We start from the raw sequence: 14951 nt of genomic DNA on the forward strand, positions 1-14951 counted from the left end.
GCCCTGCAATGACTCGCTCCACCTCACGTCGCTCCGGCCGCATCGCGGTCGCCGCGGCGACCGCTGCCCTCACGATCGCCGCGCTGTTCACTCCGGTGTCGGCTGCGACGGCGGCAGAGCCCACGCTCCCGACGGCCGACGGCCTGACCGAGATCACCGCCGCCGCGTCGTGCTGGGAGATCAAGCAGCGCAACCCGCAGTCGCAGAACGGCGTCTACTGGCTCAAGACGCAGGCCATGGTCGCCGCCGACCAGTTCTACTGCGACCAGACGTCGAACGGCGGCGGATGGCTGCTCGTCGGACGAGGCCGCGAGGCATGGTCGACGTCGACCAACGGCTCGGGCTCGCCCGAGCAGGTGCGCACCGACATCACCGGCGAAGCGGCGTTCAAGCCGCGCCAGCTGTCCGGTGAGCTGATCGATCAGCTGGCCAACAACCAGCCGATCAAGAACCTCGCCGACGGCGTCCGTCTGGTCCGTGCGACGAACACGGCCGGCACGACCTGGCAGGACTTCACGTTCACGTTTTCCAGCCCGCGTGACAAGTGGACCTGGATGTTCAACAACGAGCAGCGCGTCAATCAGTACAAGGTGGGCGGTGTGACCCGCAGCGGCGGCAACACCTCGAACTTCGGCAACGACAACAACTACGTCCGCGTCCGCACCATCACCGGTGCGACCGAGGGCTGGGCGATGGGCTTCGGCTTCGGCAGCAACATCCGCGGCAACCCCGCGAGCTCGAGCTACCTCTGGTCGAAGGACACCAACACCGGCTACGCCCGACCGTTCACCCAGGTGTTCATCCGTCCGCAGCTGTCCACCGCGTCGTTCGAGAGCATCCCCGCGACCGGCACCGCCGCGATCGCGAACCAGGCCGTCGTCGACAGCTTCGCCCAGACGCAGAACTGGGGAGTCGCCGGCCTCGGCGCCGGCGCCGCCTCGACCGAGGGCAGCAACGAGGTCTCGGCGTTCACCGAGGTCGGGAGCACGGTCTTCGTCGGAGGAAACTTCACCACCGTGCAGAAGACCGCAGGCGGTGGCAGCGCGCAGTCGCAGGCCTACCTCGCGGCCTTCCAGCGCGATACGGCCGAGTTCATCCCGACCTTCCGGCCGACCTTCAACAACCAGGTCAAGGCGCTCGCGCCGCTCCCCGGCAACCGGGTCGCGGTCGGCGGGTTCTTCACCCAGGTGAACGGCCAGAACGCTGCGGGCCTCGTGGTCCTCAACGCGACCACGGGTGCGATCGACACGGCATTCACCGGCCGCCTCATCAACGCGCTCAGCGGCGGCATCCCCGTCGTGCGCACGCTCGACGTGCAGGGCGGATGGCTCTACGCGGCCGGCGTCTTCACCCACTCCACCGGGGGCACCTCCACCACGCAGAGCTACACGCGTGGAGCCGTGCGCTTCAACGTCTCCAACGGCACGCCCGACGGCACGTGGAACCCCGAGTTCAACGGCACCGTCATGAGCGTGGACGCATCCGCACAGGGTGACCGCGCCTACTTCGCCGGCTTCTTCACGATGTCGAAGTCCCGCCCGGCCGACAAGGCGGCGGCGATGTCGACGGCGAACACCGACCTGTTCCCGTGGGCCGTCGTCTTCTCGAACCGCAACAGCGGCAGGACCGGCTACCAGCAGGCGGTCCTCGAAGTCGGCAACCGCGTCTGGCTGGGGGGATCCGAGCACTCGCTGTTCAGCTACTCCCGTGACGGTCTCACGCTGCAGAGCTCGTCCGTCGGCAACGCCGGCGGCGACTTCCAGGCGATCGCGACGGACGGCAACGCCGTGTACGGCGGTTGCCACTGCTTCGAGACGCAGTACGACGGCTCGACGACATGGAACCCGGTCGGCACGGCCTGGACCGCTGCGGATGCCGTCTACGGCTCCGGCGCATGGAGCGCCTCGACGGGTGCGCGCATCCCGAGCTTCAACGGCGACTTCGACACCAACCGCGGCGCCGGCTCCTGGGCCCTGTTCGTCGACTCGACCGGCACTCTGTGGCAGGGCGGTGACTGGACCTACTCCACGCAGCCCGGCTACGTGCGGCAGTGGTCGGGCGGCTTCGTCCGCCACGGTCAGCGCGACATCGTCGCGCCGACGACGCCGACGAACCTCGTCGTGAACACGAAGCCCGACGGCGTGGCCCTCACGTGGGGCGCCTCGACGGACAACCGCGGCGTCACGGCCTACCAGGTGCTCCGCAAGGATCGGGTCGTCGCCACGGTGACCGGCACCACGGCGACGCTCCCCGCCGCACCTGCCGACACGCTCTACTTCGTCCGCGCCATCGACGCACGGGGCAACGCCTCAGCATCGACGGCCGGGGTGACGGCGGTGGCGCCTCCGGCGCAGCCGACCACGGCCACGCTCGTCGCGGCGGGATCCAACTGGTCCTACCTCTACAACGCGACCGGTCCGACCGGCGCCTGGACGACCCCGGGCTACGACAGCACGTCGTGGCAGACCGGCGCCGCTCCGCTCGGCTGGGGACAGACGACCCTCGGCACGACGCTGACGACCAGCGTCACGCCGAAGCCGCTCGCCTCCTTCTACCGGCAGACGTTCCAGGTGGCGAACGCCGCGGTGGTCGAGTCGGTGAAGATCACGACTCGCGCGGATGACGGCATCGTCCTCTACGTCAACGGCACCGAGGTCCTGCGCAAGAACGTCGACGCCGGGACGGCGGGTGTCGGCACCTATGCCAACGTCGCCGTCGGCGCTGCCGCCGCGCTCGCGAACCCCGTGACGATCACCGTGCCGGGCAACCTGTTCACCACCGGCACCAACGTGATCTCGGCCTCGGTCCACTCGAACTACCGGACCACGCCGAGCCACAGCTTCGAACTCGAGGCCGTGGCGACGATCGGCACCCAGCCGGCCCCGCCGGCAGAGCCCGAGCCCGAGCCCGAGCCGGAGCCCGAGCCCGAGCCGGAGCCCGAGCCGGAGCCCGCCGTCACCACGGTCGTGGCGGCAGGTTCGGCCTGGTCGTACCTGTTCTCGAACGACGCGACGCCCGCGAACTGGGCGGCGACGGACTTCGACGCCTCGACCTGGACCTCCGGCACCGGCGCGTTCGGCTGGGGGCACACCGAGCTCGCGACTCCGCTCGACACCACGCTGAGCCCGCGTCCGATCACGAGCTACTACCGGCACCCGATCACGCTCTCGTCGGTCGACTTCACGAAGCTGACCGTGACGACGCGAGCCGATGACGGTGTCGTGGTCTACGTCAACGGCGTCGAGGTCGCACGGAAGAACCTGAACGCGGGTGCCGTCACGCAGGGCACCTATGCGAACGCCGCGGTGTCTGCTGCCGCCGCCGTCAGCACGCCGTTCGTGTTCGATGTCCCGGCCTCGGCCTTCGTGGCGGGTGCCAACGTGATCGCGGTCGAGGTGCACTCGAACTACCGCTCGACTCCGAGCCATAGTTTCGAGCTGTCCGCCGTGACATCATGACGGGAGTGATCTCACAGAGTCGGCCCGGTTTCCGCGAGTACCTCGCAGACCTCAACCGCGCCCAGAAGAGCGGCGCGGGGGTGCCCGCGTACACCCGCTGGGTGAACCGTCGGCTGGCCCGTGGGATCGCTGCCGGATCCTCGGCGCTGGGGCTCACCCCCAACGCGGTCACCACGATCAGCGCGATCCTGTCGGCGGCCGGGCTGGCTCTGATGATCGTCGTAGGTCCGACGTGGTGGTCGGCGCTGCTGACGGCCGCGCTCCTGGCCCTGGGCTATGTCTTCGACTCCGCCGACGGCCAGGTCGCCCGCCTCACCGGGACATCGAGCCCGGCCGGCGAGTGGCTCGACCACGTGGTCGATGCGATCCGCACGCCGGCGATCCACCTGACCGTGGCGGTCGCGGTCGTGCTCCACCGCCCGGAGCTCGTCTGGGTCGCGATCATCGCGCTGCTGTTCACCGTGATGAGCGTCGGGCAGTTCATGAGTCAGATCCTGGCCGAGCAGCTGGTGCGCAACTCCGGCGGCGAGGCCGAGGAGGGCAGCGGGCTGCGCAAGTCGCTCTTCCTCCTGCCGACCGACACCGGGGTGCTCTGCTGGAGCTTCGCGCTCTGGGCGTTCCCGCCCGCTTTCGCCGTGGTCTACGCACTCCTGTTCGCGATCAACCTCGTGCACACGGCGGCGTCGATGCGGCGCAAGTACCGCAAGCTCGTCGCACGCTGATCCCCCGCGCCGGTCGCGTCCATCGGACGGCCGGCGCGTCGGCGTGTGTCAGGAGTCCGCTGCCACCGGGTTGCGCGCCTCGTGGCGCAGGGTCGCCGCCCGCTCGCTGCGTGCGGGGAACGGCCAGGCGATGCCCGACTCCTTGCGCTGCGCGCGCGGCAGGCCGCGCTCCGCGATCGCCCCGAGGATCCGCGTGTCGATCCCGTCGGCCTCTTCCCTGATCCAGCGGATCTCGGAAGTGGTCGTGTCACGCTCGCGCGTGACGACCACGACCGACTGCGCGACCCGCAGACCGGCGAGGATGCTCGCGGGATGAGCGGCCGACGAGAGCACGAGGAACGTGATCTCGTCGCTGCCGGCGTTCTCGATCGCCGCGTAGGTCTGATCGGTGAGCAGCAGGTCTCCCTGGTACTCGTCACCCTCGTCGGTCGCCGAGAACACGCGCAGAGAGGGGATGGTCGCGGAGGTCGCCGTGCCGGCTTCCTCCTCCTCGAGCGCGAGTGCCGCGCGCAGGTGCTCGTGGAACTCGTCCGTGCCCTCCGGGACGATGAACTGCACGTCGTGTCCTGCCTGCGCGGTCACGACCGCGAGGTTGACCGCGGTCGGCGACGTCTCCGTGCGGTGCGTCGCGTCGATGACCAGGACCGTCGTGCCCAGATAGATGTCGACGAGGAGACGCTCGCGGGTGACGCGCAGCGAATCGGCCGCGGCACCGCGCGCCGGCACGTCTTCACGCCGCGCATCGACCGTCGCGAACACCGGGGCCCGGAGCGCCCGTGACATCTCCTTGGCGTTGCGCAGCCGGCGATCGAAGGGATTCCAGACGAACGCGGCGATGAGCCCGAGGACGAGTCCTGCGGCGATGCCCGTGAGCAGGGTCACGGTGCGTCCCGGCGCGAAACCGAGTTCGTTGTCCTCGGCGGCCGAGAGGACGATGCCGCCAGTCGTGTCGACGCTCTGCAGACCGTTGCGCTGCGAGAGCAGTCCGTCGAGCTCGGTGAGGATCTGCTGGCGCTGCGTCGTCGCCTGCGCGTAGGCGGCGCTGGTCACATCGGCGCTGACGAGCGCCTGGTTGGCCTCGCCGAGAGTCGTGTTGAGCGCATCGATGCGCTCGGTGAGATTGGTCACCATCACCGTGATGCGCTCCTGCGCCTGATCGCTGCGGAAGGACAGGTACGCGGAGGCGACGGCATCCGCCCCCTTGATGGCCTCCGCAGAGCTGTCCGCATCGAAGTCGACCGTGACGACAGCCGCACCCGACGAGGTCGTCACCGTGGAAGCGGCGCGGATCTCACTCGGGCTGAGATCGCCGTCGAGAAGATCGGACGCGCGCGAGGCGACCACGTGCGAACGGGCGATGGCCGTCTCGGTCGCATCGTCGAGCAGACCGGACGCCGCCTTCTGCGCACTGAACGGCTCGGTCGTGATCACGTTGAGGTTGATCGTCGTGGTGGCCGTGACGGTCTGCTGCGCGACCACGAGATATCCCGCTGCCGCGATGCCCCCGAGCACCGTCGCGGCGAGGATCACCCGCCACTGCCGCTTGAGCACGAAAACGTACTGCTCGAATCCGAGCGTCGTCGTGCTTCCCTGATCCTCGTCCATCAACGATCTTCCCCTCGACTGCGAGCGCGCCTGTGTCGACCCCCGGGCTCCCAGCCCTCTTCAGTGTCCGTGGGCCTATCCTAGGGGCGGAGCCTGAGTGAAAACGGAGGACGCGTGCGTACGGATCTCGCCGTCGTCGGTGCGACGCCCCCGTCGACGGTCGCCCGCGCCGCCCTGCCTCGGTGGCCCTTCACGGCGATGCTCGCACTGTTCCCCCTCTGGTGGGGTCTCGGGGTCGCCGAGATGGCCTGGATCCCGCTGGCCGGATGCATGGTCGTGCTCATGGTCAGACGCGGCGGCATCCGGGTCCCCCGCGGCTTCGCGATCTGGCTGCTGTTCATGGTCCTCATGTGCGCGTCGGTCATCGGCATCGACACGTCGGGCCGCCTCATCGGGTTCGTCTACCGTGCCCTGCTGTATGCGACCATCACCGTCGTCTTCGTCTACGTGTACAACGCGAAGGAGACGCTCACCCTGCGCTACGTGCTCGGGCTGATGACGCTCTTCTGGCTGTGGGCGGTCCTCGGCGGCTTCGCGGGTGTCATGGCACCCGAGTTCGCCTTTCGCACGCCGCTGTCGTACATCCTGCCGCAGGGTCTCCAGGCCAACGAGCTCATCAGCGAGATGGTGGTGCGGCGGCTGACGCAGTTCAACCCCGAGAGCTGGCTCGCGCTCGATCCGCGACCCTCTGCACCGTTCCTCTATACGAACGGCTGGGGCAACGTCTACTCGGTGACTCTCCCGATGGTGGTCGCTTACATGACCCTCATCCGCCGCGGCAAGGTCTTCTGGCTGCTGCTGCTCGCCATCCCGCTCTCGCTCATCCCGGCCTTCCTCACCCTCAACCGCGGCATGTTCATCGGACTCGCGGTGGCCGCCGCCTACCTGTTCTTCCGCTTCGCGATGGCCGGCCGACTCCGGCAGGTGCTGCTGCTCACCGTCATCGGCGTGGTGGCGGCCGTCGCCGCGATCGCCCTCGACGTGGGCAGCAAGCTCACCGATCGCGTCGAGACGAGCTCCTCGACGGAGGATCGCGCGAACCTCTACGAGGAGACGTTCGTCCGCACCCTGCAGTCGCCGCTCTTCGGCTACGGGGCACCGCGCCCCTCGTTCACCGACGGGGCGCCGTCGGCCGGGACGCAGGGCCATCTGTGGATGGTGATGTTCTCGCACGGCTTCCCCGCACTGATCTGCTTCGTCGGCGCCCTGGTGTGGATGTACTTCGCCACGATCCGCGGCCGCAGCACCGCGATGCTGGTGCTGCACACCGTGCAGCTCGTGATCCTCGTCGAGGTTTTCTTCTACGGCGTGCTGCCCAACGGCCTGATCCTCACCTTCCCCGCCGCGGCGCTGGCCATGCGGGAGCTGAGAACGACGTTGTCGCCGCCCTCGTCGAACCGGTAGGATGTAGCCCGTCACGCCTGAAGGGGAGCGCGTGGCATCGACCAAGACTTTGGGGAGTCAATGGTGCAACCGATCGTTAGCGTCGTCATGGCGACGCGAGACCGTCCGCAGCTGCTTCGTCGCGCCGTGGCATCCGTCTTCGCGCAGGAACACGTCCACCCGATCGAGGTGGTCCTCGTCTATGACGGCACGCCGATAGACGAGCTCGACGACCTCGAGCGCGGCCCGCACGTCCTGCGCGCCGTCAACAACGCGAGGACTCCGGGCCTCGCGGGTGCCCGCAACACGGGCATCCTGGAGGCGAGTGCGCCTCTCATCGCGTTCTGCGATGACGACGACGAGTGGAAGCCGGGCAAGCTGAGCGCGCAGCTGCCGCTGTTCGACGACCCCGAGGTCGTGCTCGCCGCGACCGGTATCGAGATCCACTCCGCGGGCGGAAAGCACGAGCGCCACTCCCCCGCGTCGGTGGATCTGGACGACCTGCTGCGATCGCGCATCACCGAGCTGCATCCGTCGTCCTTCGTGATCCGCGCCGAGGTGCTCAAGGGCGCACTGGGGCTGGTCGACGAGGAGCTTCCCGCGTCATACGGCGAGGACTACGATCTGCTGCTCCGCGCCGCCAAGGTCGGCCGCGTGCGGGCGGTGCCCGAGGCGCTCACGATCATCCACTGGGACCGCACCTCGTACTTCAGCGAGAAGTGGCAGGGGATCGCCGACGGTCTGAGCTACCTGCTGGCCAAGCACCCCGAGTTCACACGGAGCGGAGAGGGCCAGGCGCGCATCGAGGGCCAGATCGCCTTCGCGCACGGTGCCCTGGGCGACCGGCCGCAGGCGCGCTCCTGGGCCCGACGGGCCATCGGCCACGACGCCCGCCAGCCGCGCGCGTACCTGGCGATGCTGGTCGGCATGGGAGTCGTGTCGGGAGAGCGGGTCGTCTCCGCGCTCAACAAGCGCGGACGGGGCATGTAGATGCCTCGCCTCTCGGTGATCGTCCCGGCCTACAACGCCGCCGGCACGATCGCCTCCGCTCTCCGATCGACCCTGAGGGCGCTGCCTCGCGACGCCGAGATCGTCGTGCTCGACGACGGGAGCACCGACGACACCGCCGGCGCCGCGCGGGGCACGGGAGACCGCAGGGTTCGCGTGCTGTCACGCCCGAACCGCGGCGTCTCCGCGACGCTCACCGATCTGCTCGATGCGACGGACAGCGAGCTCGTCGCCCGCATGGATGCCGATGACCTGGTCCTGCCCGGTCGATTCCGCCGGCAGCTCACGGCGCTCGACGGCGGTGCCGATGCGGTGTTCACCACGGTCGTCACGTGGGGCTCCGGGCTGCCCGGCGTGCCGCGCCCCACGGGGATCGACGCCGAGGACTTCGGCCTGCATCTGCTGCTGACGAACCCGGTCGCCCACTCCACGCTCGTCGCCCGGCGCTCAGCCATCGTCGATGCCGGGGGCTACCGCTCACTGCCCACCGAGGACTACGATCTCTGGCTGCGCATGGTCGAGCACGGCGCGCGGATCCGACGGCTCGCGCTTCCGGGGCTGGCCTATCGCGTGCACCCGGGCCAGGTGACGGCATCCGAGACATGGCGACGCTCCTCGTGGGAGAACACGGAGATCGCCGAGTCGTACTCGACTCTCGCCGAGCGTCTGATCGGAGCGCCCGCGACGCGCATCACCTCGCTCTCGATCGACGACTCCCTGAGCGCGAAGGAGAAGCTCGCCGAGGTGGACCGCTTCTCGGCGCTGTTCCGGCGCGCCCTCGACGGGCATCGACCGTCGGCGCAGCGCGCGCTGCGCCGCAAGCTCGCGGAACGACGGGCCTGGCTCGCCGCACGGGTCGACGACGCGGCGGTGGCGGCGCGATGACCGCGCAGAGCCCGCGCCAGCGGTACCGGACCGCGTGGGCGGCCGATCGGCGGGCGAACGCCTCCTACCCGAAGAGCAGATTCGTTCTGCGGTGGTTCCGCAGCGCGCAGCGGTGGCGCGCAGGCCGTGGCCCGCTCGCCCGCCTCGTCTTCGTCGTGGTCGGCGGCTCCTACAAGCTCGTCACCGAGGGCTTCATGGGGATCGAGCTGCCGGTCAGCACGGAGGTCGGCCCCGGGTTGCGCCTCCGCCACGGCGTCGGGGTCGTCGTGAATCCGGCCAGCAGGATCGGCGCGAACGTCATGATCCGCCAGGGTGTGACCCTCGGCAACCGGAAGCTCCCGAACGACTGCCCGACCATCGAGGACGGCGTCGAGATCGGTGTGGGAGCGGTCGTGATCGGCGCGGTGACGGTCGGCGCCGGTGCGCGGATCGGTCCGAACGCCGTCGTGTTCCGCGACGTCCCTCCCGGTGCGGTCGTCGCCTCACCGGCGAGCGAGATCCGCGGCTGACGCCGGTCGGGCGAACGCCGGATCGTGTCATGCGATTTGACCTCGGTACTCGAACGTGCTGTGATGAAAGCGTTATTTTCCGCGGAGGGGGTCCGACGGAATGAGTCTCCCGAATCATGCGAACCTCTCGAAGAACGTCTTTTGCTGCGCTCGGCGCCGCAGTTCTCACCTTCTCCCTCCTCAGCGGAGCTCCAGCTCTCGCCGCTGATGAGGACCTCCCTGGATGGACATTCCAGGAAGATGTCGACCTGTCCGATTCGAGCCGCTGGACGCTCGAGACCGGCCAGGCGTCGAACACGTCGTCGTACGACCTCCCGAGCAACGTCTCGTTCGGCAGCGACGGCCTGACGGTCGTCGGCGCCGAGGAGAAGCGCTCCTCGGCGGCCTACACCTCCGGTGATGCGAAGGGGCTCGACATCACGATCCCCAACTACTCGCGCGTCGAGGTGGTCGGCTCCGTCCCGTTCGGCCCCGGTCTGTGGCCGGCTCTCATGTGGCTGCGTCCGCTGGACAGCGCACACGGCGAGATCGACCTCATGGAGGTCTTCGGCGATGATGCGCGCCCCGCGGCGACGATCCACAACGAGTACGGCTCCACGCACCGCAGCCTGCAGGGTTCCGTCCGGTGGGAGAACCTGCCGAATTCCGACCCGACCGGTGTGCACACCTACGTGATGGAGAAGACGCCGAATCGCATCGTGATCAGCGTCGACGGTCACGTGATGCTCGATGCGGGGCCGGAGGACGTGCGTCCCGGATTCGACTGGAACGCCATCTTCGAGCGCCCGGGAGCCACCTGGTACCCCCGCGTGACTCTGCAGATCGGATGCCCGCCGCTCGATCTGCTGTGCGGCATCGGTCTTCCCCTCACCGGCTGGCAGGGCGGTGCGATCAACCTGCAGAGCCTGAAGATCTGGCGCATGGCCGACCCCGGCGAGCAGCCGCCCGTCGTGGAACCGCCCGTCGTCGAACCTCCCATCGTCGAGCCGCCCGTCGTGGTTCCGCCGGTCGTCGAACCCCCCGTCGTCGAACCGCCCGTCGTGGAACCGCCCGTCGTCGAGAACCCGGTCGAGGCCGGCACGTTCGCGCTCTGGCCGGGCAAGGAGGTGCGCCACGAGTACGACGCCGGCGCAGCCGACGGCTCGGAGGCGCAGGTCGCCTTCACCGTGCCGAAGAACATCGGCACCGGGGTGATGTACCACTCGCTGCAGGTCGCGTCGTCCGATGACGGTCGCAGCGGCTACCGCGCGACGGTCACCCTCAAGGCATCCGGCAGCATCCGGCTGACCCTGGCGAGCGTCACCGGCAACAGGAGCACGGTGCTCGAGGACGTGACGGTCGCCAAGCGCGGCACCTACGCCCCGGGTGACGACGTCCAGGTCGCGCTCAGCGTGAAGGACGGCACGGTCTCCGCCAAGTCGTGGGTGGCCGGTGCGGAAGAGCCGGACTGGCAGCTGACCGCCGACGGAGCGAAGCCCGCCGGCGACGGCGTGCTCCTCCTCGGCTACCTCTCCAAGCGAGCACCGAGCGCGGTCATGGCGCCCTGGTCCGACCTCGGCGTGACCGCTCCCTAGAGCTCGCCCGGTCTCATCGCTTCGGCGTCGATCGCGCGTATCACGCGCTGCGCGGCGGTATCCGGCTTCGGCTCGGATGCCGCCGCGTCGGTCTTGCGGCGCCGCTGCGGCGCGTAGACGACGAGCGAGTGGAAGAGGAACCGCGCGAAGAAGGCGACGATCAGCGAGAGCGCCGTCGCCAGCACGCTCGAGATGTGCCAGCTCTCCACCATCAGCGCCATCACGGGGATCCGCAGCGCGGCCTCGACGTTGTTGAAGGCGAACGAGCTGGCGAAGCGGATGCCGAGGGCACGGGCGTCCGTGCGCATGTCGGCGAACACGAATCGTTCCTGCAGCAGGAAGTTGCCGATGATCGTGACCTCGGCTCCGATGATCGCGGCCCAGATGTAGGGCACGCCCGCCGCGGTCAGCCCCCACATGATCGCGAGGTTCGCCACCGCCCCGATCGCGCCGATCAGGGCGAACAGCGACATCTTGCCGAAGCGCAGCCGCGCGAGATGCGCGAGGAACGTCGCCCCCTGGCGCAGGCTGGCCTTGGAGCTGCCGTGGCGCCTCTCGGCGAACTCCATGGGCATCTCGGCGATCCGCAGGTCGGTGCGCGCGAGGATCTCCAGCAGGATCTTGAATCCCTGCGGCCGGAGCGATGCGAGGTCGAGCCGGCTGCGGTCGACGAGGAAGAAGCCCGTCATCGGGTCGGTGCTGCGTGCCAGACGGATCGGGAACATCGCCCGCGTCAGCCAGGTCGCGGTGCGCGAGACGCCGAACCGGACGGCCGTGCCGAGTCCGCTGGTGTCTCCGCCGCCGATGTAGCGGGACGCGGCGACGACGTCGGCGTCGCCCTGCGCGAACCGGTCGAGGAGCACGGGCAGCAGCTCCGGCGGATGCTGCAGATCTCCGTCCATCACGATGCAGATGTCGGATGCCGCGGACACGAGTCCCACGACGACGGCGCCACCGAGACCACCGCTGTTCTCGTCTCGCCGGATCACCCGCACGGGGATCGGTGCATCCGCGGCGACCCTGGCGACCTCCACCGCCGTGTCGTCGGTGCTGTCGTCGACGAACAGGATCTCGGCGTCGCGCCCGGCGAGCGCGGCGGCGGTGCGCGCGACGAGCTCCGCGACGTTGTCGCGTTCGTTGAACGTCGGCACGATGACCGTGACGGCTGCCCCCACGTGCTCCCCCATCTCCACCTGATCTGCGGGCTCCATCGTTTCACGGGTTCCTATGGGTCGGGAAACCGGTTCTGCTAGACTCGGCACGGCGGCTGTGGGAGTCGTCAAGCGGGTGGGGATCCGCTTACTGGGGAATTACTGATCTGGGGAGATCATGGGGACGCGTATCGGCTACGCCGTTGGTGCTTTCGACCTGTTTCACGTCGGGCATCTCAACCTTCTTCGTCACGCCAAGCAGCAGTGCGACATCCTGATCGCCGGCGTCGTGAGCGACGAGATGCTGCGCCAGGTGAAGGGCATCGAGCCCGTCATCCCGACGGCGGAGCGTGCGGAGATCGTCAAGCACATCTCGTTCGTCGACGATGTCTACGTCGAGACCACGCCGTCGAAGATGGACTCCTGGCGAGACGTGCAGTTCACGCACTTCTTCAAGGGCGACGACTGGCGCGGCACCGAGAAGGGCCTGCGCCTCGAGCGGGAGTTCGCGGAGGTCGGCGTGGAGGTCGTGTACTTCCCGTACACCGCCCACACCTCGAGCTCGTCGCTGCGGCGAGCGCTCGACGCGATCACGGCGGGCGCGAACACCCCGACGGCGGCGATCTCGCGCTGACTCAGTTCGCGACGCCCAGCAGGCTCCGCGCCATCCGGGCGACGTGCGGCGGCGTGTGCGGACCGAGCCAGACGGTCCACTGCGCCGGCGGCTCCGTGCAGGTCCACTCGACGCACCAGGCGTGCACCGCGCTCGCGAGCCGCTCACCCTTGGTGTGCGCCCGGATTCCGTCGCCGCGCACGAGCCATCGCACCGACACGCCCTCCGGCACGTCGATATGGCGGAACTGGATGCGGGCCGCGGCCTCCAGGATGATGACGCCCTGCGCATCCCACGGCAGCCGGGCGGCGACGCGGGCGATGACAGCGGCATCCGCCGCATCGCCGGCGATGAGCACGGCTCCGTCGATGTTCTCCCAGTCGGGATCGTCCAGGTGCTCGCACGCGCTGCTCATGCCAGAAGTATAGGTAAGGATAGCCTTACCTGGCAAGAAGAAGTGTGAGGACTTCCGCCTACTCCTCCCGCTCATCGCCCGTCAACGCACTTGTCCGCGCCAGGAGCGGAGAGCACGCTGAGCCGGTGAACACATCGTCGCGCTTCCGGCGTCGCCCCCGCTCGGCGGGCATCATCGCCGTTCTCGCACTGTCCGGCACCCTCACCGGATGCGGACTGACGATCCCGGCCGACCCGAACGGCACACTGGATGCCGTGACGGGCGGCGAGCTGCGGGTCGGGACCTCACCGGACAGCACTCTCGTGGAAGTCCGCGACGGCGTGCCGTCGGGCAGCATCGTCGAGCTCGTCGACGACTACGCGCAGAGCATCGACGCCGAACCCGACTGGACCGTCGCCTCCGAGGAGAGCCTCGTGACCATGCTCGAGGACGGGGAGCTGGATCTCGTCGCGGGTGGCATCACTGCGAAGACCCCGTGGCTCGAGCGCGCCGGGGTCAGTCGGGGATACACCGGGATCGAGGGAGCAGACGGGCGCGAGATCGTCATGCTGGTGCCGCTCGGCGAGAACGCGTTCCTCTCCTCGCTCGAGACCTTCCTCGACGCGGAGGTCGGCTCATGAGCGAGACCGGCCAGTTCGGCCGGATCACGCTCCCTCCCGAGCAGCAGCGGGCGATCCGCCGGGCGGTGAAGTGGGAGGTCTTCACGATCGTCTACACCTCCATCACGATCGCCGTGATCGCGCTCGTGGTGGGCAACTCCCAGGCCATGCGGACGGCATGGATCGAGGACATGCTCTCCCTCATCCCGCAGATCGCGTTCCTCACGGCCCTGATCTTCGTCCGGCGCCGCCCGACGCTCACGCACCCGTACGGGCTGCATCGGGCCATGGGGGTCGGCCATCTCGTGGCCGGCGTCGCCCTGCTCGCGGTCGGACTCAACCTCGCGTTCGAGTCGGCCGTCGGACTCGTCGCCGGCGAGCATCCGACGATCGGGACCGTCGTGCTGTGGGGCCACACGATCTGGCTCGGCTGGCTGATGGTGGCCGTGATGGCGGTGGTCATCATCGGACCGGTCTTCTTCTACGGTCCGGCGAAGGCCAAGCTCGCCCCCGTGCTCCACAACAAGCTGCTGTATGCCGACGCCGACATGGCGAAGGCCGACTGGCAGACCACGGTCGCCTCGATCGTCGGCGTGCTCGGCGTGGGCGCCGGCGTGTGGTGGCTCGACGGCGCGGCCGCCGTGTTCATCTCGCTCGGCATCATCTGGGACGGCTTCCGCAACACCCGGGCCGCGATCGTCGACCTCATGGATCAGCGGGCCCGCACCTATGACAGCAAGGAGGCCCATCCCCTCGCCGCCGACATCGTCGCGTATCTGCGCGACCTCCCCTGGGTATCGGATGCCGCGGTGCGGATGCGCGACCAGGGGCAGGTCTTCCACATCGAGGCTTTCGTCGTGCCGCGCCGACGCAAGGTCACGGTGCACGACCTGACCCGGACCGCCGAGGGCGTCGCCGCGCTCGACTGGAAGGTGCAGGACGTCGTGATCGTGCCGGCGGAGCACCTGCCGGACGAGGCGGACACCGGACGATGAGCGCGCGTCACACCCGGAGCCCACCCAGCCAGGC

General features: G+C 69.2%; 13 protein-coding genes. 10 read left to right on the top strand and 3 right to left on the bottom strand.

The genetic code is table 11. From position 1 onward, the window contains the following. The first annotated feature begins 8 nt into the window (after positions 1 to 8). Both MRBLWH11_RS01770 and MRBLWH11_RS01775 read left to right on the top strand, forming a co-directional pair. The gene (locus MRBLWH11_RS01770; RefSeq protein ID WP_341946470.1) at positions 9 to 3458 is read left to right on the top strand and encodes a fibrinogen-like YCDxxxxGGGW domain-containing protein; all 3450 of its coding nucleotides are present in this window, start codon (positions 9 to 11) and stop codon (positions 3456 to 3458) included. Between the two features lie 5 nt (positions 3459 to 3463). Continuing rightward, positions 3464 to 4180 carry a CDP-alcohol phosphatidyltransferase family protein gene (locus MRBLWH11_RS01775; protein ID WP_243408814.1) on the top strand — a complete coding sequence of 239 codons (717 nt, stop codon included), beginning with the start codon at positions 3464 to 3466 and terminating at the stop codon, positions 4178 to 4180. Between the two features lie 48 nt (positions 4181 to 4228). On the opposite strand, the gene MRBLWH11_RS01780 is transcribed toward MRBLWH11_RS01775, so the two are convergent. Next, complete coding sequence (locus tag MRBLWH11_RS01780) at positions 4229 to 5785, bottom strand: Wzz/FepE/Etk N-terminal domain-containing protein (protein WP_116634173.1); 1557 nt, start codon at positions 5783 to 5785, stop codon at positions 4229 to 4231. 114 nt (positions 5786 to 5899) lie between these two features. Between MRBLWH11_RS01780 and MRBLWH11_RS01785 the strand changes: the two genes are divergently transcribed. The 5 genes from MRBLWH11_RS01785 to MRBLWH11_RS01805 all read left to right on the top strand — a co-directional run bounded on the left by MRBLWH11_RS01785 (position 5900) and on the right by MRBLWH11_RS01805 (position 11144). Continuing rightward, positions 5900 to 7189: an O-antigen ligase family protein gene (locus MRBLWH11_RS01785; protein ID WP_243408813.1), complete on the top strand. Its 1290-nt coding sequence runs from the start codon at positions 5900 to 5902 to the stop codon at positions 7187 to 7189. Positions 7190 to 7276: 87 nt separating this feature from the next. Next, positions 7277 to 8158, top strand: a complete 882-nt coding sequence (locus MRBLWH11_RS01790) for a glycosyltransferase family 2 protein (RefSeq protein ID WP_243408812.1) — start codon at positions 7277 to 7279, stop codon at positions 8156 to 8158. Beyond that, positions 8159 to 9061: a glycosyltransferase gene (locus tag MRBLWH11_RS01795; RefSeq protein ID WP_341946471.1), complete on the top strand. Its 903-nt coding sequence runs from the start codon at positions 8159 to 8161 to the stop codon at positions 9059 to 9061. After that, a complete protein-coding gene (locus MRBLWH11_RS01800; RefSeq protein WP_341946472.1) occupies positions 9058 to 9570 on the top strand; it encodes a serine acetyltransferase in 513 nt (170 codons plus the stop codon). Before MRBLWH11_RS01795 ends, MRBLWH11_RS01800 begins: the two co-directional genes overlap by 4 nt. Before the next feature lie 116 nt (positions 9571 to 9686). Beyond that, positions 9687 to 11144: a family 16 glycosylhydrolase gene (locus MRBLWH11_RS01805; protein ID WP_341946473.1), complete on the top strand. Its 1458-nt coding sequence runs from the start codon at positions 9687 to 9689 to the stop codon at positions 11142 to 11144. Here the strand turns inward: MRBLWH11_RS01805 and MRBLWH11_RS01810 are convergent. Next, positions 11141 to 12355 carry a glycosyltransferase gene (locus tag MRBLWH11_RS01810; protein WP_116634170.1) on the bottom strand — a complete coding sequence of 405 codons (1215 nt, stop codon included), beginning with the start codon at positions 12353 to 12355 and terminating at the stop codon, positions 11141 to 11143. The genes MRBLWH11_RS01805 and MRBLWH11_RS01810 overlap by 4 nt on opposite strands. Before the next feature lie 118 nt (positions 12356 to 12473). On the opposite strand from MRBLWH11_RS01810, the gene MRBLWH11_RS01815 reads away from it, so the two are divergent. Next, entirely contained in the window at positions 12474 to 12929 is a 456-nt protein-coding gene (locus tag MRBLWH11_RS01815) for an adenylyltransferase/cytidyltransferase family protein (protein ID WP_116634169.1), read from the top strand. 1 nt (position 12930) lies between these two features. Here the strand turns inward: MRBLWH11_RS01815 and MRBLWH11_RS01820 are convergent, their stop codons facing one another. Next, positions 12931 to 13323 (bottom strand): SIP domain-containing protein, encoded by a 393-nt coding sequence (locus tag MRBLWH11_RS01820; protein WP_341946474.1) that lies wholly within the window; start codon positions 13321 to 13323, stop codon positions 12931 to 12933. Positions 13324 to 13448: 125 nt separating this feature from the next. Here MRBLWH11_RS01820 and MRBLWH11_RS01825 point away from each other — a divergent pair, with 125 nt between their 5' ends. Both MRBLWH11_RS01825 and MRBLWH11_RS01830 read left to right on the top strand, forming a co-directional pair. Continuing rightward, on the top strand, positions 13449 to 13943 hold the full coding sequence (locus tag MRBLWH11_RS01825; protein WP_341946475.1) for a transporter substrate-binding domain-containing protein: 495 nt from the start codon (positions 13449 to 13451) through the stop codon (positions 13941 to 13943). Then, the gene (locus tag MRBLWH11_RS01830; RefSeq protein WP_341946476.1) at positions 13940 to 14917 is read left to right on the top strand and encodes a cation transporter; all 978 of its coding nucleotides are present in this window, start codon (positions 13940 to 13942) and stop codon (positions 14915 to 14917) included. Before MRBLWH11_RS01825 ends, MRBLWH11_RS01830 begins: the two co-directional genes overlap by 4 nt. Positions 14918 to 14951 lie beyond the last annotated feature (34 nt).

The sequence above is a fragment of the Microbacterium sp. LWH11-1.2 genome, from assembly GCF_038397745.1.
Lineage (GTDB): Bacteria > Actinomycetota > Actinomycetes > Actinomycetales > Microbacteriaceae > Microbacterium.